The sequence below is a fragment of the Amycolatopsis sp. NPDC005003 genome, assembly GCF_053600695.1.
In genome coordinates, this window is sequence record NZ_JBSGAI010000006.1 from 278668 (window position 1) to 303104 (window position 24437).

The 24437-nt window shown below is 68.7% G+C and carries 23 protein-coding genes and 4 tRNA genes; 22 read left to right on the forward strand and 5 right to left on the reverse strand.

The window, feature by feature from the left end; translation table 11 throughout:
- Positions 1-344: 344 nt before the first annotated feature.
- From ACWED2_RS10130 to ACWED2_RS10160, 7 genes are all read left to right on the forward strand, one after another.
- A complete protein-coding gene (locus ACWED2_RS10130; protein ID WP_449690108.1) occupies positions 345-503 on the forward strand; it encodes a hypothetical protein in 159 nt (52 codons plus the stop codon).
- 270 nt (positions 504-773) lie between these two features.
- Positions 774-2984, forward strand: coding sequence for a CRISPR-associated helicase Cas3' (cas3, locus tag ACWED2_RS10135; RefSeq protein WP_449690109.1), 2211 nt, complete (start codon positions 774-776; stop codon positions 2982-2984).
- Positions 2984-3709: a type I-C CRISPR-associated protein Cas5c gene (cas5c, locus tag ACWED2_RS10140; RefSeq protein ID WP_449690110.1), complete on the forward strand. Its 726-nt coding sequence runs from the start codon at positions 2984-2986 to the stop codon at positions 3707-3709. The genes cas3 and cas5c overlap by 1 nt, the downstream gene beginning before the upstream one ends.
- On the forward strand, positions 3700-5625 hold the full coding sequence (cas8c, locus tag ACWED2_RS10145) for a type I-C CRISPR-associated protein Cas8c/Csd1 (RefSeq protein WP_449690111.1): 1926 nt from the start codon (positions 3700-3702) through the stop codon (positions 5623-5625). Before cas5c ends, cas8c begins: the two co-directional genes overlap by 10 nt.
- Before the next feature lie 13 nt (positions 5626-5638).
- Positions 5639-6514, forward strand: coding sequence for a type I-C CRISPR-associated protein Cas7/Csd2 (cas7c, locus tag ACWED2_RS10150; protein ID WP_449690112.1), 876 nt, complete (start codon positions 5639-5641; stop codon positions 6512-6514).
- 90 nt (positions 6515-6604) lie between these two features.
- Positions 6605-6871 (forward strand): hypothetical protein, encoded by a 267-nt coding sequence (locus ACWED2_RS10155; RefSeq protein WP_449690113.1) that lies wholly within the window; start codon positions 6605-6607, stop codon positions 6869-6871.
- Between the two features lie 84 nt (positions 6872-6955).
- Entirely contained in the window at positions 6956-7276 is a 321-nt protein-coding gene (locus ACWED2_RS10160; RefSeq protein ID WP_449690114.1) for a hypothetical protein, read from the forward strand.
- 2381 nt (positions 7277-9657) lie between these two features.
- On the opposite strand, the gene ACWED2_RS10165 is transcribed toward ACWED2_RS10160, so the two are convergent.
- Positions 9658-10089 (reverse strand): histone-like nucleoid-structuring protein Lsr2, encoded by a 432-nt coding sequence (locus ACWED2_RS10165; RefSeq protein ID WP_449690115.1) that lies wholly within the window; start codon positions 10087-10089, stop codon positions 9658-9660.
- 220 nt (positions 10090-10309) lie between these two features.
- Between ACWED2_RS10165 and ACWED2_RS10170 the strand changes: the two genes are divergently transcribed.
- The gene (locus ACWED2_RS10170) at positions 10310-10648 is read left to right on the forward strand and encodes a helix-turn-helix domain-containing protein (RefSeq protein ID WP_449690135.1); all 339 of its coding nucleotides are present in this window, start codon (positions 10310-10312) and stop codon (positions 10646-10648) included.
- Between the two features lie 35 nt (positions 10649-10683).
- Positions 10684-12012 (forward strand): tyrosine-type recombinase/integrase, encoded by a 1329-nt coding sequence (locus tag ACWED2_RS10175; protein ID WP_449690116.1) that lies wholly within the window; start codon positions 10684-10686, stop codon positions 12010-12012.
- A gap of 49 nt (positions 12013-12061) precedes the next feature.
- Here ACWED2_RS10175 and ACWED2_RS10180 read toward each other — a convergent pair.
- The 4 genes from ACWED2_RS10180 to ACWED2_RS10195 all read right to left on the reverse strand — a co-directional run bounded on the left by ACWED2_RS10180 (position 12062) and on the right by ACWED2_RS10195 (position 12843).
- Positions 12062-12136 (reverse strand) — tRNA-Val (locus tag ACWED2_RS10180).
- A 1-nt stretch (position 12137) separates the two neighbouring features.
- A tRNA-Cys gene (locus ACWED2_RS10185) sits at positions 12138-12208 on the reverse strand.
- Between the two features lie 24 nt (positions 12209-12232).
- Positions 12233-12305: transfer RNA gene (locus ACWED2_RS10190), tRNA-Gly, on the reverse strand.
- Between the two features lie 112 nt (positions 12306-12417).
- Entirely contained in the window at positions 12418-12843 is a 426-nt protein-coding gene (locus ACWED2_RS10195; protein ID WP_013227152.1) for an SsgA family sporulation/cell division regulator, read from the reverse strand.
- A 389-nt stretch (positions 12844-13232) separates the two neighbouring features.
- On the opposite strand from ACWED2_RS10195, the gene ACWED2_RS10200 reads away from it, so the two are divergent.
- From ACWED2_RS10200 to ACWED2_RS10260, 13 genes are all read left to right on the forward strand, one after another.
- A tRNA-Val gene (locus tag ACWED2_RS10200) sits at positions 13233-13304 on the forward strand.
- Between the two features lie 803 nt (positions 13305-14107).
- Positions 14108-15631 (forward strand): sugar transferase, encoded by a 1524-nt coding sequence (locus ACWED2_RS10205; protein WP_449690117.1) that lies wholly within the window; start codon positions 14108-14110, stop codon positions 15629-15631.
- A 501-nt stretch (positions 15632-16132) separates the two neighbouring features.
- A complete protein-coding gene (locus tag ACWED2_RS10210; RefSeq protein WP_449690118.1) occupies positions 16133-16747 on the forward strand; it encodes a malonic semialdehyde reductase in 615 nt (204 codons plus the stop codon).
- Between the two features lie 133 nt (positions 16748-16880).
- Positions 16881-18908, forward strand: a complete 2028-nt coding sequence (thrS, locus tag ACWED2_RS10215) for a threonine--tRNA ligase (RefSeq protein WP_449690119.1) — start codon at positions 16881-16883, stop codon at positions 18906-18908.
- Positions 18905-19447 (forward strand): HIT family protein, encoded by a 543-nt coding sequence (locus ACWED2_RS10220; RefSeq protein WP_449690120.1) that lies wholly within the window; start codon positions 18905-18907, stop codon positions 19445-19447. The genes thrS and ACWED2_RS10220 overlap by 4 nt, the downstream gene beginning before the upstream one ends.
- A 74-nt stretch (positions 19448-19521) precedes the next feature.
- Positions 19522-20043 (forward strand): MarR family winged helix-turn-helix transcriptional regulator, encoded by a 522-nt coding sequence (locus ACWED2_RS10225; RefSeq protein WP_449690121.1) that lies wholly within the window; start codon positions 19522-19524, stop codon positions 20041-20043.
- Positions 20044-20131: 88 nt separating this feature from the next.
- Positions 20132-20758 (forward strand): phosphatidylinositol phosphate synthase, encoded by a 627-nt coding sequence (gene pgsA / locus ACWED2_RS10230; RefSeq protein WP_449690122.1) that lies wholly within the window; start codon positions 20132-20134, stop codon positions 20756-20758.
- Entirely contained in the window at positions 20755-21672 is a 918-nt protein-coding gene (locus tag ACWED2_RS10235; protein WP_449690123.1) for a phosphatidylinositol mannoside acyltransferase, read from the forward strand. Before pgsA ends, ACWED2_RS10235 begins: the two co-directional genes overlap by 4 nt.
- 18 nt (positions 21673-21690) lie before the next feature.
- Positions 21691-22836: a glycosyltransferase family 4 protein gene (locus tag ACWED2_RS10240; RefSeq protein WP_449690136.1), complete on the forward strand. Its 1146-nt coding sequence runs from the start codon at positions 21691-21693 to the stop codon at positions 22834-22836.
- On the forward strand, positions 22833-23315 hold the full coding sequence (locus ACWED2_RS10245) for an NUDIX hydrolase (RefSeq protein WP_449690124.1): 483 nt from the start codon (positions 22833-22835) through the stop codon (positions 23313-23315). The genes ACWED2_RS10240 and ACWED2_RS10245 overlap by 4 nt, the downstream gene beginning before the upstream one ends.
- 1 nt (position 23316) lies before the next feature.
- A complete protein-coding gene (locus tag ACWED2_RS10250) occupies positions 23317-23583 on the forward strand; it encodes a hypothetical protein (RefSeq protein WP_449690125.1) in 267 nt (88 codons plus the stop codon).
- Complete coding sequence (locus tag ACWED2_RS10255) at positions 23580-23831, forward strand: hypothetical protein (protein ID WP_449690126.1); 252 nt, start codon at positions 23580-23582, stop codon at positions 23829-23831. Before ACWED2_RS10250 ends, ACWED2_RS10255 begins: the two co-directional genes overlap by 4 nt.
- A gap of 18 nt (positions 23832-23849) precedes the next feature.
- Complete coding sequence (locus tag ACWED2_RS10260) at positions 23850-24353, forward strand: XdhC family protein (protein ID WP_449690127.1); 504 nt, start codon at positions 23850-23852, stop codon at positions 24351-24353.
- Positions 24354-24437 lie beyond the last annotated feature (84 nt).

Below are 24437 nucleotides of genomic sequence, written 5' to 3' on the forward strand. Positions count from 1 at the left end.
CGTGTCGTCCCGATAATCGGGTTGATAGCTTGGCCGCCTGCCCCTTTGTTGAGAAACTGCCTGGTCATGCAAGGCGGCGCTCGCCGCGGACGGCGAGCGAGGATCGCAACCCGAAGAACCGCTCTGCCTGGCCCGGGTCCTTCTCCGATAGAGCTGGCCGTTCGTGGCCCGCGAGGATCGCAACGGCATCACGGCCGACCTGTTCCGGACGCTGCCGTGCAGCGCTGACCGTCCGCAGCCAGCGAGGATCGCAACATCCGCGGCACTATTCTCGACGGCACTCCGACCGGGTACCGTTCGCCACCGACGGGAGCGAGGATCGCAACGACATCAACACCTTCGGCATGGGCATGCTCGTCAAGGCAGCGCTGGCCGCTCGCGGCCAGCGAGGATCGCAACAGGTCGACCATCACCAGCGCCATGGCGGTGCACAGCAGCGCTGGCTGCTCGCGGCCGACGAGGATCGCAACGTGTACAAGGACCTGCCCTCGACGCGGTCGTAGGCCGCGGCGCTGGCCGTTCGCGGCCAAGCGAGGATCGCAACGGTTCTATCCATCCATACTGCTGAATCCGTAGCCGGAAGAGCGTTCGCCGTGAGCGGCGGACGAGGATCTCAAAAATGCCGACAAGATCACGTGCGAGATGCGGCACCAGGCAAACTTCTCGGCTCGCGCGTGTGGGGTTAACCCGATCGTGTGAACTGTGGCGGTGTCATTGCCCAGGCGAGAGGCTGGTGCCGGTTTCTGTCGGTGCTCCGGAGTATGCCTACCGCCGTGTTGTCGAAAGAGATTGACGAAGGCTGTTTGTGGTCGCACAGCGGGAACGCTGCTGGCCAGTGGCACGGCCTGGTCGAGCACCTGACCAGTGTCGCGTCTCGTGCTGCCGAGTTCGCCGAAGCGTTCGGTGCTGCGCCGTTGGCGTGGTGGCTGGGTTTGCTGCATGACCTGGGTAAAGGGTCCGAGACCTGGCAACAGAGGCTCGTCGCCTTGGGGGCGGACGGCGGTCGGGTCGGGATCGACCACAAGGCGGCGGGGACCCGGTTCGCTGTTGAGCGGGTGGGTTTGTGGCGGCTCGCGATGGCCATACACGGTCATCACGGCGGCCTCGAGAACCCGGCCCAGCTGCATGCCTTCTTGACCAGCCCGGAACGTGATCGACTTGCCGAGGACCAGGCCGTTCGTCGAATGTCAGGACATATCGCCAAGCTTCAGCAGCCGACTCAGCCGCCGTGGCCGAATTGGGCCCGCGAGGACCCGGAAGCGGGTGAGATGTTGCTGCGGATGCTCTTCTCCGCGCTCGTCGACGCCGATCACCTCGACACGGCGGCACATTTCCGCGGTGTTGAACGCGGGCCAACGAAAGCACCTGTGGGGATGGCTGAGCTGCTGGACCGGTTCGAGCGCGAGCGGGCCCGTCTCTTGGCGGAACGGGAGCCCTCGTCGATCGACGAACTGCGCGCCCAAGTTTATGCGGACAGTGTTCGAGCGGCCGCGTGCTCGCCTGGGTTCTTCCGGCTGGAAACGCCGACAGGAACGGGCAAGACGTTCGCTGCCGGTGGGTTCGCGCTGCACCACGCTAAGCGTCACGGCATGCGTCGTGTGGTCTTCGCGGTGCCGTTCCTGTCCGTCACTGATCAGAACGCGGAGGTGTATCGCGAGCTGCTCGACCCGGACGGGAGCGGTGGGGTGGTCTTGGAGCACCACACCGCGGTGAACCTCGACGATGACCGAAGGGGAGGACGATGGCAGCGGTTGGCGGCCGAGAACTGGGACGCCGAGTTCATCGTCACCACCACGGTGCAGCTGTTCGAGTCCATCCATGCGCGGACGCCGGCGCGGATGCGCAAGGTGCACCGGTTGGCCGGTGCGGTGATCGTTCTGGATGAGGTCCAAGCGATCCCGGTGCACGTGCTCGACCCGGTCCTGCTCGCGCTCCGGCAGCTCGTGGAGCACTTCGGCGCCACGGTCCTTTTCGCGTCCGCGACACAACCGGAGTTCTGGCACCTGCCCGTGCTCCAGGGCGTCACACCGACGTCCATCGTGGCCGACCCCAGCAGCCTGTACGCCGCGCTGCGCCGCGTCCAGTACCGGTGGTGGGGGAGGCCGAAGCCGTCCCTGGCCGACGTGGCAGCCGAGGCCGCCAAACACCGCCGCGCGCTGGTGGTGGTGAACACCACCGACCATGCGCGGGTAGTTCTGCGGGCGTGGAAGGACGCCCGCACGGGATCGGCGGCGATTCGGCATTTGTCCACGCGGATGTGCTCGCGGCACCGCTTGGACACCATCGAGGAGATCCGCCGGCTGCTCGCCGGTGATGGTGATGTGCTGGTGGTGTCGACCCAGTTGGTGGAGGCCGGTGTCGACTTGGATTTCCCGGTCGTTTTCCGTGCGGACGCGCCGGCCGAGGCGGTGCTGCAGGCCGCGGGCCGCTGCAACCGCGAAGGCCGCCTGGGACGCGAGGGCGGCCTGGTGGTGGTGTTCGATCCCCACGAGCCCGGCCGTCCACCCTCCTACGAGGTGCCGCTGCACGAGACCCGGCGTCGCTTCGGACCGGCGCCCGGCCAAGCCGAACCGGATGACCTGGTGGCGTTGGCCGCCTACTTCACCGGGCTGTACGCGACGCTGGGACCGGAGGCACGCGGGCAAGCCGTGATCGACGCCCGACGCGAATGGGATTGCCTGCGCGTCAGTGAGCTGTTCCGGATGATCAGCGACGAGTCGGTGCCCGTCCTGGTCGACTACACCCCGATCGCCGGTCGCGAGGCGCGTGCCAAGGCCGATCGTGTGGTGGCCGCGCTCCAGCGAGGCAGGCCGGTGCGGCCAGACCAGCTGAGGCACCTGCAGCCTTTTCTCGCCTCGTTGCCACGTTCGTTCGCCGAGCGGCAACGAGACGCCCGCCTCGTCCGGCTGGTCGGCGACTTGCACATCTGGACAGGCCGCTACGACCCGCACTTCGGCATCGATCTCACCCCGGAGGACCAATAATGGGACAGCCACGCAAACCCGTCACCACCGACACCCCCATCGTTCTCGACGTCGCGGGGGACTACGCCTGCTTCACCCGGCCGGAAGCCAAGGCCGAGCGGATCAGCTACCCGCTGATCACACCCAGCGCCGCGCGCGGGGTGCTCGAGGCGGTGTTCTGGAAGCCGGAGTTCGAATACCGGATCAGGAAGATCGAACTGCTGCGGCCGATCCGATGGTTCCGGATCCGCCGTAACGAAGTCTCCTCGGCACCGGCCCTCTCGACCATCCAGCGGCAGGGGGCGGACTTCCGGTACGACGCGGCGGCCGATCGTGACCAGCGATTCACCCTGGCGCTGCGCGATGTCGCCTATCGGATCCACGCGGACGTGGCGCTGCGCCCGCACGCGACCGACAGCCTGGGCAAGTACGTCGCCCAAGCTCGCCGGCGTATCGAGCGCGGTGCCTGCTTCAGCCAGCCCTACCTCGGCTGCCGCGAGTTCTCAGCCACAGACTTCGGCGCCCCAGATCCCGCGGTCGGACCGGTCCTGCACGATGAGTATCTGGGGATCATGCTGCTGGACGTCGACCACACAGTCCGCCCGCCGCGCTCGACTTGGTTCACCGCCTGGCTGCGCCAGGGTGTCCTCGAGGTCCCGCCGGAAGGCATCCACGACCCCGCGCTCGACGAACAGATCGCCGCCAGGCCGAGCCTCGCAGCGGAGGTGGACCGGACATGTTCTTGACCCGGCTGCGCGAGTATGCAGAATCCAACGACGCGATGCCGCCTCCGTTTCACGCCCGGCGCAGCATCCGGTGGATGCTCGACCTGCATCCCGACGGCCGGCCCGACGGGGAACTGGTCGACCTCGCGGTGCCGGACGAGCCGGCACGCCGCAACGGCAAACGCGAGCTCGTCCCGAACCTGCAACGCTCGAGTCCGGCGCCGCAGCCGATGCTCGCCTGCGACGACCTGAAGAACGCCCTCGGATGGCCAAGCCCAGGAAAGGGCGGTCGTCCCGCCGACCCCAAGGACGTCGAACGAGCTCGGCGGTGCCATGCGGCGTTCACCACGCTGGTGGCCGAGTGGGCCGAGGCCAGCCCACGCGACCGCGGTGCACGTGCATTGCTCGCGTTCCTGCAGAGCGACGGCCAGCAACATCTGGCCCGGCCGGACAAGTACTGCTCAAGCGACCTGGTCGCCTTCCGCGTCAACGGCCGGTTCGTCCACCTCTCGCCGTCAGCGAAGCGGCGATGGACCCACATCGCCACGAGCCGCAAGGCCTCCGAGGCCACCCGGATGTGCCTGGTCTGCGGCAGGACGGGACAACTGATCGACACCTTGCCGCGGCAAGTGACAGCTGGCTTGATCCCGGCGGTGGGATTCGACCCGGACAGCCGCAGCAAGAACCGGCCCCAGCCCAACTCGGTGGCGCTGGTGAGTGTGAACAAGGAGTCCATGGGTTTCGACCTGACAATCCAGCTCGCGCATTCACCCATCTGTGTGGCCTGTGCGGAAGCGAGCGTGGCCGCACTCGATCACCTGCTGCGCAGCCGTGACCACCACCGGCGCATCGGTGACACCGCGCTGGCCTGGTGGCTGCTGCACGCCGAACCCGGCACGGCCGCGCCGATCCAGCTCGTCTTCGACCCCGACGAGGCAGCCATCGACGCGCTGCTCGCAGAAACACCTACCACCTCCGCGCCTGATCCTGCGTGGCTCGTCAAGACGGCCGGAACGATCATCGACGCACCGAAATCCGGACGCGAACCCGGGCGGGTGGACACCAGCCTGTTCTGCGCAGCGGCGATGTCGGCGAACAAAACCCGGCTGGTCCTGCGCGACTGGATCGATGTGCCCTTGCCCGCGGCAAAGCAAGCGGTGGCACGGTGGTTCACCGACCACAGCGTGCTGGACCCCTGGACCGGCACAGCGCGGAGATACTCGCTCTACCGTCTCACGCTGGCGTTCGGCCGCTGGGACCGGCACCGCAGCTCGTATCTGCCCCTGGGTGATCCTGGCGCACATCGTCCGCTATGGGCACAACGAGATCTACTCGCCGCAGCGCTCCACGAGAACCCACCCCCCGTCACTCTCGCCCACCACCTCGTACAGCGGCTGCGGGCCGACCGGCACCTCGACGGTCCCCGCCAAGCACTGCTCAAGCTCCTCATCAGAAGGACCTTCAGACCGGACAAGGAGACCCGATTGGCACTCGACGAAACCGACGACACACCCGCGTACCTCGCCGGAAGGCTCTTCGCCGTCCTCGAATCCCTCCAATACACCGCCACCCGACTCGACAGCAAGGACAAGAAGCTCAACACCACCCTGGCCGACCGGTACCTCGCCGCCGCATCAACCAGCCCAGCACGAGTGGTCCCCGAGCTGCTTCGCGGTTCCCAGGCCCACCTGAAGAAGCTGCGCAGCCGCAACCGCGACGGACTCGCCATCCACTACGCCAAGCAGCGTGACGATCTCAGCGCCCGACTCAAGCCGATACCACTGGCGCTCGGCTTGGCTGACCAGTGCTCCTGGTTCAACGGCTACGCAGACCAACGCAACCATTTCTTCGCACTCGCGGCAGCACGCGGCCAGCGAGCGGACGACAACGCCCCGGAGATCCCCGACACGGACGCCGACCAGGCGACCGACAACTAACCCAGGAGGAACCATGATGCAGCCCCACCTCGACCCACGGCGTCGCCACGACGCCGTGCTGCTCTTCGACGTCATTGACGGCAATCCGAACGGCGACCCTGACGCCGGCAACCAGCCCCGCACCGACGTCGAAACCGGCCATGGCCTCGTCACCGACGTCTGCCTCAAACGCAAGATCCGTGACCAGATCCCGCTGCTCCACCCCGGCGAGGAACGCTTCAAGATCTTCGTCGAAGCCGACGTCGCACTCAACACCAACATCAAACGCGCGTTCACCGCGACCGGGACGCCGCTGACCAAGAAGACCAGCCCGCAGCAGCGGGCCGATGTGCAGCAGTGGCTTTGCAACGAGTTCTTCGACATCCGCATGTTCGGCGGAGTCGTCGGCACTGGCGACGGCAACGCGGGAAGGATCCGTGGCCCTCTGCAGCTGACCTTCGCCCGCAGCGTCAGCCCCGTCCTCACCCAAGCGCACGGCATCACGCGGATCACGCAGACGACCGAGAAAGACATTGAAAGCGGCGAATCCACCGAGATGGGATCCAAGTGGACCGTCCACTACGGACTCTACCGTGCCCACCTGCACTACAGCGCACCTCGAGGAGAGCAAACCGGGGTCACCCAACATGATCTGGCGACGCTGTGGCAGACACTGGCCAATCTCTTCGAGCACGACCGGGCCAGCGGGCGCGGAGAAATGGACGTCAAAGGCCTGTACATCTTCAGCCACGACGACGCGTACGGACGAGCACGTGCCAGCCAGCTGTTCAAGGGCGTCCGAACCGCCTTGCTCGACGGCGTGACCGCGCCGAGGTCGATCGACGACTACAAGATCACTGTTGAAGACGAACTGCCCAAGGGAGTGACACTGACCCGAGTCGTCGACTGAGTACAATGCCGACGACGCGCAAGCAGCTTCCTTGGAAACCGTATGCCCAAGCATTGTCGGCCGTCCGCAGCCAGCGAGGATCGCAACACGATGTACGCGGCCGGCGGGAAGTCCGCCCGAGGGCTGCGCTGGCCGTCCGCGGCCAGCGAGGATCGCAACATGGAGGGCTCGCGCGACAACCTGCGCTTCCGCGGGCAGCGCTGGCCGTTCGCGGCCAGCGAGGATCGCAACCGGTACGCCGAGACGTTGCAGGATGCGACGCGGCGGCAGCGCTGGCCGTCCGCGGCCAGCGAGGATCGCAACGACCCGGCCGCACGGGGGCCGGTCGACCGCGACCAGCGAGGATCGCAACACTAGGCCGAGCCCGACCTATGGCCGGGTGCAGACCTGCAGCGCTGGCCGCGGACGGCCAGCGAGGATCGCAACGTCGGCAACGGCTACATGGTCGACGCCTATGACGACGAGCAGCGCTGGCTGTCCGCCTTCAGCGAGGAGCGCAACGACCTGCTGGGCTACGACGGCCTGGTGCCCGACGAGGCAGCGCTGGCCGACCGCGGCCAGCGAGGATCGCAACTACCTCGCGGCGCAGTCCGTGTCTCCGGTGTTCGGGCAGCGCTGGCCGCCGCGGCGAGCGAGGATCGCAACGTCAACCCGGCGGCCGCGAGCGACAACAACACGAGCTATCAGCGCTCGCCGTCCGCAGCGAGGGAGGATCGCAACTCGACGGGCGATGAGGACGTGGTGCAGGGCAGGGGCGAGTGAGGATCGCAACCACACCACTCGTTCCACGAAGGCATTGGGGACCGGGCAGCGCTCGTCGGCGGCGAGCGAGGGTCGCAACTGCGTCTCGAAACCGAACGCGAAGTTGTCCAGGTCGGGCAGCGTCGGCCGCCAGCGATTGGTGAGAATTGCAACTGGATCAGCTGCGCGCTTGATGTGTCCCTCGGAGGGGCAGCGCTCGCCGTCCGCGACGAGCGAGGATTGCCACACCCAGACGTCATGTGTGATGTCCGCGGTATCCAACAACGCTCACTGTCTGCGGTGGGCGAGGATCGCAACGTGTCGACCGCGTTGCTGTACTGATCTATCGTGACGGCGCAGCGCTCGCCGTCGGCGGCGGCGAGGGTCGCAACAACCTGGGTATCGAGGGCATCCTGTTGTGAGGCAGCAGCGCTGACCGCCCTCGGTCAGCGAGGATCGCAACGGCATCGACATTGACCCGATCGCCGTCGAGGTCTGCAAGCAAGCGCTGGCCGTCCGCGGCCCGCGAGGATCGCAACGACGAGTACGGCGGCTTGTGGATTCGGCTCCGGATCGGGCAGCGCTGATCGCCCGTGCCAGCGAGGATCGCAACTGCGGCGCCGGCTCGGCGCTGGCAATTACCGGCCTGCAGCCCTGGCGGCCCGTGGCCAGGGAGGATCGCAACACCCGGCCCCAGTGGACCCACTTGCCGCCCTCTTGCAGCGCTGGCCGTCCGCGGTCAGCGAGGATCGCAACGCCGGGTGAGTCGGCCGCGAGATCCAGGTCACCGGCGCAGCGCTACTGTGGGTAGCTCCCGGTGGCGAGATGTCAAAGCTGCCTTCGATCGGCAGTTGGCCTACGGGAAATCGCTGGTCGGACCCGTTCTCCGCTTGCGCAGCCCGTCGGAGCGTTGAACCCGCACGTTACGGAAGCGCAAGCCTTCGCGGTTCGATGATCACAAACGAGGGAGCATTTATGCTCCATAAACAGCGACGATCGACGTCGATTGACACCGAATCAGGCCATGAGCGAATGCAAACATTCCAGCTAGATCGACTGAGGTCGACCCAGGGCTAGAACCTCCAATTAACCGGAGGGTTCTTGGTTCGAGTCCAGGCGGGGAGCTGAGGCCCAGGCAACGGCCTGGGCCTTCTTCGCGTCCGGGGTCGGGGGCGATCTGATCATTGGTACTGGGCAGCGGTCGGCGGTCGTGACCTGACCTCGTTGTCGTCGGCCGGCTCGGGTTCCGGGATCATCTGGATCCGGGCGATGTGCCAGGTGAGTCGTTGTGTTCGAAGCGTGTGGTGGGAGAACCCAGGGCCGGTCAGTTCGGCGCTGCGTGGCGCGGCGTCGGTGAGGTGCCAGTGGTGGGCGAGTGGTTGGGTTCGTCGCGGGCGGTGCAGCGGACAGTCTCGTCGACCGCGTGGAGCACCGTCGCCGTCTTCGGGTTCGGGTGGCATGAACGTAGGCGACGGTGCGGGTAGCTGGCCGGGTCAGGGCTGATCCGCGGTTGCCGGTCGGCGGGGTTCGCCGCAGGGGCCGAGCCGGGCCCGCTCACCGGGGGTGCGGCCGTCGTCGAGTACCGGGGTGAGGATCGCGTCGGGGAGGAGCAGTCCCGGGATGCAGGCCAGGGTCCGGCCTGCGCGTCGGCAGCGTCGGCGTCGCGCTTCATCGACTCCAGTTACAGCGCCTGGCCGCCGACGGCTTCTTCGGGTACGAGGTGCACCGTGATGATGCCGCCGGTCGTCGAGGTGGGTGGTGCGCCAGCTTTTACACTGCCCCCCGCACTCTATTCATGATGGAACGTGCGGTCAGCGGTTCGGGGCACCGCCGTGCCCGTACCCGCTTGTCGCCGGCCTCGGTGGTCGCGACGATGGCTAGCCCGGGTGCCGGCCGGTCCGTACCGCCAGGTCGACGAAACCTCTCGCCGAGGGTCTTGACGACGAACTTGGCTTCGTCGACCCGGTCCAGCGGGTGCGCGAACTCCTCGGTGATCGACAGCCCTTGACGGTGAGTCTGCCGTATCGGCGGTTGCTGCGAGCTCACGTGCGTGCCGGTGGGTAGGTGATCGGTTCTCGGGGGAGCGGGCCGGCGGTGTCGCGTTCGGCGAGTGCGAGGAGCCCCTGAGGGGGCGGGCCGAGTCGCTGCAGCAATCCGACGAGGTCGCTGCGGTCCTCGCCGGGCTGGTCCGTTTCGGTGGTTGGCAGCGTGCCGGAAAGGCGGCCGCTATCCAACCGGGGCTTGTCTCCATGAGGGCGGGAAGGCGGAGTTAGAGGTGTGTCGGCGCCACCTCCGGTGCCGGATCGCATGGGCGGAGGCTACGGATGTTACTCGGTTGTCGAGATTCTCCCACCCGATGGTATGCGGCCGCGCCGACGGGATGATGTCTTCACGCTGGCGGATCATTTGCCGCGCGTCGACCTCGGTCGCGATTTCGATTGCGCTCGATTCCTCCGTGAGGCGCCAAGGTTGTCGGTCTTTCGCGATGCGTGGTAGGCGTCAACGACAGAAGTTGGGATTCGTCCTCGGTCGGCTACTTCGTGGCCGTTCTGCCGCGCCCACGTTCGAATGTCGTGCGTGGTCGTGTATTCGGTGGCTGCTTCGGTCTGGGTTGTGGCGTTGTCGGTCGCTTGGCCGACGGCGACCTTGATGCGGCGGCCTCCGGTTCGGCGTGCGGCCGATACGTACGGTGCCAGTGCTTCTCGTAGTGCGTTGGCGTTCGTTGTGGACAGGTCGATCTCGTAGGCGACGCCGTCGAGTCCGAAGGGGACGGTTTGCTCTGCCGGGCTGCCGTTCGTGTCATCGAGTATCTCGATCGTGACCCTCTTGGCCATCTGTTCAACCTTCCGTTCTGGTGCCGGTTCGATACCGGTTCGTCAAATAGTAGCGTCGCCGAATCGCGGGACGTTGTTGGGTTTGCTCATGTACGAGGCTCTTTGAGTTTCTTTCGAGAGTCTATTGACTGTCGGTCGTGTTTCGGTGTGTATAGGTGTGTGCTGTGTTGAACACTTCCCTGAACGACTCGATTTTCTGACAACAAGAATGGAGTGCGTGATGGAGTACGAATGCGACCACGGGAGCGGAGATGGCTGTGCTGTCGCCATGGCTATCCGCGAGCTGGCCGCGGCGGTGCGGGCGACTGTGCCGGAGCCGCCGGCGGATCCGGATGCGTTGCTGACCGCGGAGGAGGTGGGGGAGTTGTTGCAGTTGTCGCCGCGGACGTTGAAGGACCAGGCCGCTGCTGGGGTGCTGCCGCATCACCGGTTCGGCAAGCACTACCGGTTCACGCGCGGGGATGTCGCCGAGATCGTGCGGCTGAGCGCGGCGCCGGTGAAGCCTCCGCGGCGGCGGGTGTCCGTTGAGGACCTCGCTAAGGATTTCCGTGCCGCGTGAGGCGGGCGGAGTAACGGAAAGAACAGGAGTGAAGGATGGCCTACGGCCAGGAAGAGCCCGGGACCGGCGAGTGGCGGGCTCGGTACAAACGTCCGGACGGCACGTGGGGGAGCAAGTCAGGCTTCCCGACGGAGAAGGCTGCTGAGGACTGGGGGCTGGAGCAGGAGGCGCTGATCCGGCGGAACCTGTGGCTGGACCCGCGGGACGGTGAGACGCGGTTCGGGGATTTCGCCGAGGAATGGCTCGGCGCCGTCGCGCCGCGGCTGGAGCTGAACACGATCGCGAAGTACCGGTCGTTCCTGGATAACCAGCTGCTGCCGCAGTGGAACGCGTGGCCGCTGATCGCGATCTTCAACGGGTATGTCGAGATCGAGCGGTGGCTCTCGGAGCTGCACGAGGATTACGCCGAGTCCTCGGTGTCTTCGTACTTCGCGCTGTTCTCCACCGTCCTCAACGCTGCGGTGCGGGCCCGGATGATCCCGGCGAACCCGTGCAACGGCGTTCGGGTGTCGATGGGGGAGTTCGACACGGAGCGCTTGGTGGCCACTCCGGCGCAGGCGTTGCGGGCCGCGATGCGGCTTTACGAGCTGGGCCTGGGCAAGTCGGGATTCGTGCTGTGCTTGATGGATTTCTATACCGGCGCCCGATGGGGTGAACTCGTCGGGCAGCAAAGGCACGAGTACGACTCCGAGCGCCGTGGTATTGGGATCCGCACACCGCTGAAGGAGGTCGCCGGGAAGGTCTCCAAAGGAGGCCGGAAGAGTGATGATCATCACGCCGATGGCCGCGAGCGGCCACCGACACGGCGCGGGAACTCCCGGCCCAAGAAGGGTCGGACCAAAACTCCTGCGGGCACGAGGTTCGTGGCCCTACCGCCCGGGATCGCGGTGCTCTACGAGGAGCTGATGGACAGCCACCGGGAGCCCTTCGTGCTGTGCACGCCCGAGGGGCATCCATGGCGGCGGTCCAACTTCCGGATCCGGTTCTGGCGGCCGGCCTGGGACGGCGTCGAGCTGGACGACGCCGGCGCGGGGGAGCAGCGGCCGCCGATCCTGCCCACGTTCACCTTCCACGAAGGGCGGCACACGCACGCCACGTGGCTGACCGAGGACGGGATCCCGGAGGTCGCCCGCCGGGCGCGGCTGGGGCAGAAGATGAAGGGCATCGCCCGGGTGTACGACCACGTGACCCCGGCCATGGTGAACCAGATCCTGGCCGCCCTGGAGGAACGCTGGCTGCGATCGCTGGCGTCCCTGTACCCGGGCGAACGGGCCAAGCTGGTGTCCTGGTTCCCGCACCTGCGGTCGCGACGCCTGGACCACGGCCCGGGGCCCATCGCCATTTCATCGCCATCTGACAACTGAAGCCCCGCCCCTCCGGGGAGGGACAGGGCTTCTGACCTGCGAAAACTTGTGGTGCGCGATACTGGGATTGAACCAGTGACCTCTTCCGTGTCAGGGAAGCGCTCTCCCGCTGAGCTAATCGCGCGAGGTGGAGACGGGATTCGAACCCGTGTACACGGCTTTGCAGGCCGTTGCCTCGCCTCTCGGCCACTCCACCGTGACTAGGCCCGAGAGCCTATCGAGCGGATGACGGGATTCGAACCCGCGACCCTCACCTTGGCAAGGTGATGCGCTACCAGCTGCGCTACATCCGCATTCCGCAGCTCCGGAGGACCGTTCCCCCGTCGCCGTGGTGTGGGAAAACCATATCGGACCCCGAAAACGGGTTCGACACCGGGGTGTCACTCCGCCGTTGCAAGGCCGTCATCAGGCCAGATCGTGGGGGATGAGGTGGGTGAGGGCGTCGTCGACGTCCACCCACAGGTGCTCGTTGCCCGGCAGCACCACGTCGTACGTGCGGTCGAGGAAGTCGGCCAGCTCCTGGGCGGACGCCTCGAACATGGCGTGCCCGGACGGCGAGTTCAGCTCGATCAGCACCGCTTCGGGGTCTTCGACGGAGGGGCGGATGCGAACGTCGCCGTCGCCCGCGTCGGCCAAGAGGCCGTCCGCGAGGAGGTCGCGTGCGTACACCCACTCGACCCAGCCGGCGCGGCCGGTTCGGAAGGCGGCGACGACCGCGTATGGGTCGCGTGTGTCGTAGCGCAGCTCCACCTTGACCGGAACCGCGGGAGTCCGCGGCGCCAGCAGGTCGAAGACCGCCGTCGAGCGGAGCGTCACGTGATCGTTGCGCATCGTCCTACCCTTCGTCTCCCTTCCCGGCCCGGCCCGGCCGAGGGCGTCACCACTTGGACGCATCAGGAGGCCGATTCCGTCGCGGGTGCGCCGCAGATCACCCGTCCGGGCTCTTCGGCCCCCTCCTCCACCCGTGACCACCGCGGCGCGCAACTGACCGGCGCGCCCCGCGGAGCCCACGCCTCCATACTGCGCGGTTTAGTCGCCGGGCGATAGCACCGTCGCACGGGTGTCGAACGTGGCGTCGGGCGGCCCCCTGCCGGAACAACCCTGGCTAGCTCGGGGTTGTGCGTTCCGTACTCGCCGGTAAGCGGAGTGTGGTCGGTCAGGACCACCCGTTTGCAGGCGCCTGAAAGTCGTACGCTAAAGTTCACGTCGACACCGCGAGCGGGCGATTAGCTCAGCGGGAGAGCGCTTCGTTCACACCGAAGAGGTCACTGGTTCGATCCCAGTATCGCCCACTCGATAGCGGGAGAGCCCTGTTTGCGGAATGCGCAAACAGGGCTCTCTTCGTCGTGTCCTGTGGGGGCCGAGCCCCCACGCCCCCCGCCGGGGCAAGCCCCTGGACCCCCAGGTCGGGTCGCCTTTTCGAGTCAAGGCCCGCTAACGAGCCTAAGCGGAGTGAACGATCCGTTCGGATCGTGCGTATCAGCTTGCGAGAGCGGTTCGCGCCCCCGCCGCGGGGGCTCGCCGAACCTGCCTTCGAAGCCGGCCGCCGCGGCGGTTTTCTGTCGAACGCCACCCTGTGGGAGGTCGGATGTGATCCTCGGCACGTCGTGACCGCGGACGTGCCCGGCGGCGACTTGTGACAGAACCATCGCGCGTGACGGTGCGGCGACGAATGTCACCGTGGGTGGCCGCCCGACCCCGGCGCCGGTGGGCGACGGCCCGGTCTGGTCCACTGTGGACCTCGAAACGCTGCAGTGTCCACAGTAGAGCCCGGAAGGCCGCGCTGGGCCGTTCGGCCGAGCTTGGTCCGGCCGGGTGCGGGTATCGTCCTGTTCGCTACGGAACGTGATTTTCGTAGGGATACGACCTCGCAATCATCGTCTTCATCTTGTTATCTTCCGGCCATTTTCTGGCGGGGATGTCACGCAGCATGTGGCTGGAAATCCTTGTAACACTCCCGAGAGAGTCGCCGATAACTTGCCGTGTGAAGCCTCCGCGGGCTCTGCGCGACCACCGATATGCCGTGACTCTCCGAAGTCATCTCCGGTGACGCTGCGTGCCCGCGGCTCAATTGGATCCAGTCCCGGGAGGTCAGATGGAAGAGTCGGTGCGGCCTTCGTACACGGTGAGCCAGCCACCGCCGCACATCGACCTCCAAGCCATCCCGCGTCCCGCGAAGCGGGACGAAAACTCCGGCGACGCAGGAGGTCCGTCCCCCAAGGCGTGGCCCGCGGCCTGGGAAGCGCGGTACAGAGCCTGGGTCATCGGCAGCGATGTGTTCATCACGCTGCTGGTGATCGCCATCAGTGCGTTCGTCATCGATCGTGTTGCCCCGCACGACATGCACGCCTTCGGCACGATCCTCGCGGTGTTCGTCTCGCTGCCCGCCAGCCGGGCCTGGAGCCCGCGCGTGCTCGGCGAAGGCGCGGAGGAGTACCGCACCCTCGGCCGCGGCTTCATCACCGCCGCCGTCCTGGTCGCGCTGGGCGGCCTGCTGTTCGGCGCGCTCGAGGTCCAGGTCTGGGTGTTCATCGTGGTGCCGGCCATCGCGCTGGTCGCCTTCCCGCAGCGCTACCTGCTGCGCCAGGTGCTGCACCGCAAGCGCGCCAAGGGACTCTGCCTGCTGCCGGTGATGGCCGCGGGCAGCCCGGAAACCGTCGCGGACCTGATCGCCCGCACCCGCTCGGAAGTGCACGTCGGCTGGCGCGTCGAAGCCGCCTGCACGTTCAGCGGCCACGGCGAAGACCGCGACAGCGGCGAGATCGACGGCGTCCCGGTGGTCGGCAGGCTGGACGAGCTGTCCCGGCACGTCCGGCGCGGCGGCTACCGGGTCGTGGCGATCACCGCCGACCAGTACTGGACGCCGAAGCGGCTGCAGCGGCTGGCCTGGGACATGGAGGGCACCGGCGCGGAGATGGTCGTGGCGCCGGTCCTGATGGAGGTCGCCGGGCCCCGGCTCAACGTCACCGGCGTGCTCGGCATGCCCCTGCTCCGGGTCACCGCGCCGATGTTCACCGGCGGCCGCCGGGTGGTGAAGGAGATCGTCGACCGCTGCGGCTCGGCGCTGCTGCTCACCCTGCTGTCGCCGCTGCTGCTGGCGATCGCGGTGGCGATCAAGCTGAACGACCGCGGCCCGGTGATCTACCGCCAGCGCCGCGTCGGCCGCGACGGCGCGACGTTCACCATGCTCAAGTTCCGGACGATGGTCACCAACGCCGACGCGATCAAGCAGACCCTGGCGGCGGAAAACGAAGGCGCGGGCCCGCTCTTCAAGATGAAGCGCGACCCTCGTATCACCCGCGTGGGTGGTTTCCTGCGCCGGTATTCGCTCGACGAGGTGCCGCAGCTGTTCAACGTCCTGTCCGGGAAGATGTCGCTCGTGGGCCCCCGGCCGCCGCTGCCCGAGGAAACCGAGCAGTACGCCCCCGACGCCCGCCGCCGGCTGCTCGTCAAGCCGGGCCTCACCGGGCTCTGGCAGGTCAGCGGGCGCAGCGACCTGACGTGGGCCGAGAGCATCCGGCTGGACCTGCGTTACGTCGAGGACTGGTCCCTCGCACTGGACCTGGTCATCCTCTGGAAGACGTTCCGCGCGGTGATGGGCGGTCAGGGCGCCTACTGACCCGTCTCCGCCGCGCCGCGCACCACGGCCGCCGATTCCCGCCGCAGGGAGCCGGCGGCCGTGCCCGTTCCCGGGGGACGCCGGCGGACACCCGGAAATGTCGGTACGCGCCGGTAAGCTGGATATCGGGGGCCGAGGGCCGCCCTTGCGCTGCTGCAACCGCCCGCGGGCCGCTTCAGCCGCCCCAGCAGGCCCGGAGAAACCCGGGTTCCGGCTGCATCGAGCTACCGGCCGCATTCCGGCCCCACGACCGTCCGCGCGAGCCGAGCCGACAGGCCGCCGCGAGGCCCCTGTTCGCCACGGCGGCGCCGCCCCGGCCGGGCCATCCCGATTGCCCCGTTCGCCCGGATTACCGGCACCCGACGAGGCCAGTCTGACCCGATCGGCTGACCGGGGCTCACCGTGAGCCAGTTCACCGCCGCAAAGTAGTTGAGTGCGAAATAGTTCAACGCTCAACCTGGTTGCACGGGGTACCGACCCAACGGAAGGAAGCACAGCCCCATGACCACCTTTGCCGAGCAGACCGAGGCCCTCGCCCTCCCCGCGGACGTCCAGAACCTGCTGTTCCGCGAGGCTCGCACGGCCAACAGTTTCAGCTCCGAGCCGGTGACCGAGGAGCAGGTCCGCGCGATCTACGACCTCGTCAAGTGGGCCCCGACGTCGATGAACACCCAGCCGCTGCGCGCGCTGGTGCTCCGGACCGCCGAGGCGAAGGCCCGCCTGCTGCCGCACCTGGCCCCGGGCAACCGGGACAAGACCGAAGCCGCCCCGCTGACCGTCGTGCTGGCCGCGGACGTCGACTTCCACGAGAACATCCCGCAGGTCTTCCCGCACGCCCCGCAGGTGAAGGACAACTTCGCCGACGAGCAGGGCCGCGTCGAGTTCTCCAAGCTGAACTCGCTGCTGCAGGTCGGCTACTTCATCATCGGCGTCCGCGCCGCCGGGCTGGCCGCCGGCCCGATGACCGGCTTCGACGCCCAGGGCGTCGACGACGAGTTCTTCGCGGACAAGAAGTGGCGCTCGCTGGTCATCGTGAACGTCGGCAAGCCGGGCGAGAACCCCTGGTTCGACCGCCTGCCGCGGCTGGACTTCGACCAGGTCGTCGAAACCCTCTGACGCAGCTCGGACGGGCCGTCTCCGGAGCCGGAGGCGGCCCGTCCGGCGTTCGCGCCACGCGCGTGAGGCGCGAAAGCGCCGCCGACTAGCATCGACGACGTCATCTCTGTCACTCCAGCTTGAGGAGCCGATCGTGTCCCAGTCGCCCCCCGTTTCCCCCGTGGCCGCCTCCCGCGTGGTGGTACCGGCGGGCACTACGGCGGGCGCGGCGGTCCGCGAGGCCGGCCTGCCCACCAAGGGCGAGGAGACGATCGTCGTGGTCCGCGACGCCGGCGGCAAGCTGCGCGACCTCGCCTGGGCGCCGGAAACCGACGCCGAGGTCGAGCCGGTCGCCGCGAACACCGAGGACGGCCGCAGCGTCATCCGCCATTCGGCCGCGCACGTGCTCGCCCAAGCCGTGCAGCAGCAGTTCCCGGACGCCAAGCTCGGCATCGGCCCGCCGGTCAAGGACGGCTTCTACTACGACTTCGCCGTCGACAAGCCGTTCACCCCGGAGGACCTGCAGGCGCTCGAAAAGCGCATGAAGCAGATCGTGAAGGGCGCCCAGCAGTTCTCCCGGCGCGTGTTCGACTCCGTCGACGAGGCCAAGAAGGAGCTCGCGGACGAGCCGTTCAAGCTCGAGCTCGTCGACCTCAAGTCCGAAGTGGACACGGCCGAGGTGATGGAGGTCGGCGAGGGCGAACTCACCATCTACGACAATCTCGACCCGCGCACCAAGGAACGTGTCTGGAGTGACCTCTGCCGCGGTCCGCACGTCCCGACGACGAAGTTCATCCCGGCGTTCACGCTCACCCGCGTCGCCGCCGCGTACTGGCGGGGTAGTGAAAAGAACCCGCAGCTGCAGCGGATCTACGGCACGGCGTGGGAGTCGGCCGAGGCGCAGGACGCCTACCTCGAGCGCATCGCCGAGGCCGAGCGCCGCGACCACCGCAAGCTCGGCGCAGAGCTCGACCTGTTCTCCTTCCCCGAGGAGATCGGTTCCGGCCTGCCGGTGTTCCACCCGAAGGGCGGCATCATCCGCCGCGAGCTGGAGAACTACTCGCGCCGCCGCCACGAGGAGGCCGGCTACGAGTTCGTGAACACCCCGCACATCAGCAAGGGCGAGCTGTTCCACACCTCCGGCCACCTGCCCTACTACGCGGACACGATGTTCCCGCCGGTGCAGTTCGACGAGGAGAACTACTACCTCAAGGCCATGAACTGCCCGATGCACAACCTGATCTTCCGCTCGCGCGGGCGGTCCTACCGCGAGCTGCCGCTGCGGCTGTTCGAGTTCGGCACCGTCTACCGCTACGAGAAGTCCGGCGTGGTGCACGGCCTCACCCGCGTGCGCGGCCTGACGATGGACGACTCCCACATCTACTGCACCAAGGAGCAGATGCCGGGCGAGCTCAAATCGCTGCTCAAGTTCGTCCTCGACCTGCTCGCCGACTACGGCCTCTCCGACTTCTACCTCGAGCTGTCCACCCGCGGCGACTCCGACAAGTTCATCGGCGAGGACTGGGAGTGGGAGGAGGCCACCGAGACGCTGCGGCAGGCGGCGATCGACTCCGGCCTCGAGCTGGTCCCCGACCCGGGCGGCGCGGCCTTCTACGGCCCGAAGATCTCGGTGCAGGCGAAAGACGCCATCGGCCGCACCTGGCAGATGTCGACCATCCAGCTGGACTTCAACCAGAACAAGCGGTTCGAGCTCGAGTACACCGCGCCGGACGGCTCGCGCCAGCGGCCGGTGATGATCCACCGCGCGCTGTTCGGCTCGATCGAGCGGTTCTTCGGCGTGCTGACCGAGCACTACGCGGGCGCGTTCCCGGCGTGGCTCTCGCCGGTGCAGGTGGTCGGCATCCCGATCACCGCCGACCAGGTGGAGTACCTGCAGGACGTCGAGAAGGCGTTGCGCGCCAAGGGGATCCGCGCCGAGGTCGACGCGAGCGACGACCGGATGCAGAAGAAGATCCGCACGCACACCACGCAGAAGGTGCCGTTCATGCTGCTGGCCGGCGCCAAGGACGTCGAGGCGGGCGCCGTGTCGTTCCGCTTCCGCGACGGCGGCCAGATCAACGGCGTCCCGGTGGAAAAGGCGGTCGAGGCGATCGCGGAGTGGGTCGGGCGCCGCGAAAACGCGTCGCCGTCGGCCGACGCGCTGGAGACGGTCGTTCGGTGAGTGAGGGTCCCGAGCTCGTCGAGCAGCAGGGCATCGGGGTCCAGGACGCCTTCCAGCGGCTCTGGACCCCGCACCGGATGGCCTACATCAAGGGCCAGGACAAGCCGGACGGCGACGAGGAACCCGGCTGCCCGTTCTGCCGGATCCCTTCCCTGGACGACAAAACCGGCCTGATCGTCGCCCGCGGCGAAGTCGTGTTCGCGGTGCTGAACCTGTACCCGTACAACCCGGGGCACCTGATGGTGGTGCCGTACCGGCACGTCGCGGACTACACCGACCTGACGGTCGAGGAGACGCGCGAGGTCGCCGAGTTCACCCAGCACGCGATGAAGGTGATCCGCGCGGTGTCCGGCGCGCACGGGTTCAACATCGGCCTGAACCAGGGCCACATCGCGGGCGCGGGGATCGCCGCGCACCTGCACCAGCACCTGGTGCCGCGGTGGGGCGGCGACGCGAACTTCATGCCGATCATCGGGCAGACGAAGGTGCTCCCGCAGCTGCTGGGGGAGACGCGGGACCTGCTGGCCGACGCCTGGTGACGGGGGTTGTCCGGACCATGGTCCGACCGGGGAAAACTCCTGATTGAGTGTTCAACCGAGAGTATGATGGGGTTATGTCCGGAACCCGATGGCTCAGCGACGACGAACAGCGCGTCTGGCGTGAGTTCAACGCGGCCACCCGCATGCTCAGCGCGCACCTCGAAGCCCAGCTGCAGCACGACTCGGGCATGCCGCACACCTATTACGAAGTCCTCGTCGCCCTCTCCGAAGCGCCCGGCCGCCGGCTGCGGATGAGCGAGCTCGCCGACGCCCGGCAGGCGTCCCGCAGCCGCCTCTCGCACGCCGTCGCGCGGCTGGAGGCGAACGGGTGGGTCCGGCGCGAGGCTTGCCCGACCGACAAGCGCGGCGCCTGGGCGGTGCTCACCGACACCGGCTTCGCCGCGCTGGAGGCGGCCGCGCCGGGGCACGTCGAAGCCGTCCGGGAAAGCCTGTTCGACCCGCTGACGCCGGAGCAGGTGACGGCGCTCGGGGAGATCAGCGCCGCCATCCGTCGTCAGCTGTCGCCGAAGTGCGCCGCCGCGGTGGCCGCCGAAGAGGCGCGGGAGCACGAGGGCCAGCTCACGAAATCGGGCTGACCCGGGGCGGCGCGTCGGGTTCGCGCACGCGGGTGGATAGGCTGCATTCGCCCACCCGACCCTCGTAGCCAGGTGCCTCGACGAACCGATGCTCAATATCTTCGCGCGTGCCTCCGTCTCCCGCGTCACCGATCCGATCGGCCAGGCGCTGGTCCGCGCCGGGCTGACCCCGAACGTGATGACCGTGTTCGGCACCGCCGGCGCGGTCGTCTGTGCCCTCGTCTTCTTCCCGGCCGACCACCTGCTGTGGGGCACCTTCACGGTCTGGGGCTTCGCCATGCTCGACGTCCTCGACGGCGCCATGGCCCGGGCCCGCGGCTACGGCACCCCGTTCGGCGCGGTGCTCGACGCGACCTGCGACCGCTTGGTCGACGGGGCCCTGTTCGCCGCCATCGCGTGGTGGTGCTTCGTCGTCGACGACAACCACCCGGCCGCCGCCGCGGCCCTGCTGTGCCTGGTGCTCGCCCAGGTCATCTCCTACGTCAAGGCCCGGGCCGACGCCTCCGGCCTGCCGGTCGACGGCGGGCTCGTCGAGCGCGCCGAGCGGCTGATCATCGCGCTGGTCGGCACCGGTCTGCACGGCTTCGGCATTCCGTACACCGTGGACGTGACGCTCTGGCTGCTCGCCGCCGGATCGGTCGTCACGCTGCTGCAGCGCTTCGCCGCCGTGGCGAAGGCGGCCCGCGAAGCCGCCGCCGGGGAGCAACCGGCATGAGCAGATTGAGCGAGCGGGTGAGCGCCTTCGGCTACGCGGCCGGGTGGAAGCTCGCCGGCTGGCTGCCCGCCGGGTTCGGCGGCACGGTCTTCTCGCTCGGCGCGGACCTGGCCGTCCGCCGGGACGGCGGGGGTGTTCGGCAGCTGCGCGCGAACCTCGCCCGCGTGGTGCCACAGGCGGACCCGGTGGAGCTCGACGAGCTGACGCGGCGCGCGATGCGCTCGTACGCGCGCTACTGGCACGAGACGTTCCGGCTGCCGTCGATGGACCACAAGGAGGTCAGCGCCAAGGTCGCGGCGTCGATCACCGGCGTGGAGAACCTCGACGCGGCGCTGGCCGAGGGCAACGGCGCGGTGATGGCGCTGCCGCACAGCGGCAACTGGGACGTCGCCGGCGTCTGGCTGGCCGACTACCTCGGCGGCTTCACGACCGTGGCGGAACGGCTGAAGCCCGAGTCGCTCTACCGGCGGTTCGTCGAGTACCGGGAGTCGCTCGGCTTCGAGATCGTCCCCCTCACGGGTGACAGCTCGGCGATGCGCGTGCTGCTGAAACGGCTGCGCGAGAACAAGGCCGTCTGCCTGGTCGGCGACCGCGACCTGACCACCAGCGGCATCCCGGTGAAGTTCTTCGGGGAGAAGGCCCGCTTCCCCGGCGGCCCGGCGCGGCTGGCGGCGACGACCGGGGCGGCGCTGATCCCGGCGGGCTGCTGGTTCACCGAGGACGGCTGGCAGATCCGGCTGCACCCGCGCATCCGCGTCACCGCGCGCGCCGAGGTCCCGGCCGCGACCCAGGCACTGGCCGACATCTTCGCCGGCGACATCGCCGCGCACCCGGCCGACTGGCACATGGTGCAGAAGTTCTGGCCCGCCGACCTCGAGGCCGCCGAGCAGGCAAGCCTCGAAGAAGCGAGCTGAGCGGTGGCCACGCGGCCGATGCGGGTCGGGATCGTGTGCCCCTACTCCTTCGATGTGCCCGGCGGGGTCCAGGGGCACGTGATCGACCTGACGAAGGCCCTGCTCGCGCGCGGCCACCAGGTGTCCGTGCTGGCGCCCGCCGACGAGGACGCGGAGCTGCCGGAGTTCGTTCACCCCGCGGGCAAGGCGCTCGGCATCCCGTACAACGGCTCGGTCGCGCGGCTGCAGTTCGGCCCGGTGTCCTACGCCCGCGTACGCCGCTGGATCCGCGAGGGCGACTTCGACGTCCTGCACCTGCACGAACCGGCCGCGCCGAGCCTGTCGCTGCTGGCGCTGCTCATCGCCGACGGCCCGATCGTGGCGACGTTCCACACCGCGACCACGCGCTCGCGCACCCTCTCGGCGTTCCAGCCGGTGCTGCGGCCGCTGTTGGAGAAGATCACGGCCCGGATCGCGGTGTCCGCGCTGGCCCGCCGCGTCCAGGTCGAGCACGCGGGCGGCGACGCCGTGGAGATCCCCAACGGTGTCGACGTCGGGTTCTTCTCCTCGGCGGCGCCGCTGCCCGGCTACCCGCGGGCCGGCGGCACGGTCGGGTTCGTCGGCCGGTTCGGCGAGCCGCGCAAGGGCATGGGCGTGCTGCTGGAGGCGCTGCGGCGGATCCTGCCGGAGTTCGAAGACCTGCGGCTGGTCGTGGTCGGCCGCGGCGACGAAGACCAGCTGCGCCGCGACGCCGGGCCGGAACTGGCCCCGCACCTGGAGCTGCTGGGCCAGGTCGACGACCACGTGAAGGCCCAGGCGCTGCGCAGCGTCGACGTCTACTGCGCGCCGAACACCGGCGGCGAGAGCTTCGGGATGATCCTCACCGAGGCGATGGCGGCCGGGACGCCGGTGCTGGCCAGCGGGCTCGACTCGTTCCGGCGGGTGCTCGACGACGGCCGCGCCGGCCTGCTCGTCGAGACCGGTGACGCGGCCGCGCTCGCGGACGGGCTGCGCGAGCTGCTCGGCGACCCGGCGCGCCGGGCGTCGCTGGCCGCGGCGGCGGGGGAGCGCGTCACGATGTACGACTGGTCCGTGGTGGCCACGCAGGTGCTCCGCGTCTACGAGACGGCCGTCGCCGCCGACCCGCGGCGGGTCGCGGCGCCGGAGCAGGAGCTCGCCCGGTGAGCGTGCTCGGCTGGCTGCTGCCGCTGCTCGCCCTGGTGGTGGTGCTGGGCGGGCTGTTCCTGGTGGCGACGGCGAACCGGCTCGACCGGCTGCACGTCCGCACGGACGCCGGCTGGGCCGCGCTGGACGCCGCGTTGGCGCGCCGGGCGGTCGTGGCACGCGCGGTGGCGGCGCTGGTCGGCGACCCGGTGTTGCGGACGTCGGCCGAGCGTGCCGAAGCGGCGCCGCGGGCCGAGCGCGAAGCCGCGGAAAACGAGCTGACGCTGCAGCTGGGCCGCATCGACCGGGCGGGCCTGCCGGCCGAGCTGGCCGAGGAGCTGACCGACGCCGAGCACCGCGTGGTGATCGCCCGCCGCGTCCACAACGACGCCGTCCGCGACACGCTGCGGCTGCGGCGGCGGCGCAAGGTGCGGTACTTCCGCCTCGCCGGCACCGCGCCGTTGCCGGAGTACTTCGAATTCGCGGAGCCGGAGGTCTGACATGTGGTGGGTGGTCGTCGAAGAACAGCGCGGCGGCGGGGACGCGCGCGCCTGGAACGTCACCAAGACGAAGCCGGCGGGCGGGGATCGCGAGCACGCCGACGCGGTAGCGCGGAGCCTGGCGTTCTCGCACGAGCCGGTACACCCGTCGAAGGTGACGGAGCGAAAGGTTCTGCAGGTCGCCGACGGGTATCTGGTGATCGCGTCCGGCCCTACGGCTAAGTTCCACTTCCGTGTGACACTTGGCGAAAGCGTGGCGACGCCGTGAGCTGGTGGGTGGTGGTCGAGGAGCAGCGCACCTCGGAGCGGCACTGGTCGCTGTCGGAGCGGTTTTCCTTTGCCGACCAGGAGACCGCCGAGGCCGAGGCGTTGCGGCTGGCCCGCGAGTACGAGCCGGCCTACCCGTGGTCGCCGAAGTCGCGGAAGGTGCTGCGGGGCCCGGGCGGGTACGTGGTGATCGTCGAGGGCCGGACGTCGACATTCCACTTCCGGCTGAGCGTGCTCGAAGAGCTCTGAGGCTGCCAAACTGAGGTCATGAGCGAGACTTGCGACGTCGCCCACGGCACGGCTCCGGCCGACCCGGGGGTGCGGACCCTGGTGGCGGTGTTCGCCTCGCCGGTTTCCCGGTTCCTGCTGAAGTTCGCGAAGGACCTCGGCTACCACGTCGCGCTGTACGAGCCGGATCCCGCGCGCGTCACCGACGTCCCCGAGGGCATCGAGGCGGACACCGTGCTGCCGCGGCTCGACGCGTCGGCGGACGTGGTCGTCACCGACCACCACCGGCCCGAGCTGGGCACGGTGCTCAAGGCCGCGCTCGAAGGCGAGCCGCGGTGGGTGGGCGTGCTCGGCAACCCGCGTCACCCGGGCCCGCACGTCGCCGCCCTGCAGGGCTTGGGTGTGCCGGAGTCCGACATCGCCCGCGTGCACCGCCCGGTCGGGCTGAACATCGGCTCCCGCACCCCGCCGGAGATCGCCCTGGCGACGCTGGCCGGTCTCGTGGCCGACCGCAACAACCGCCCCGGCGGCTTCGACTTCTGACGTGGTCCGGTCGTGAGTGGTAATTAGGGTTCTAAACAACAAAAAAAAAAACGAACACCCCGCCCAGCACGGGGGACGGGTACA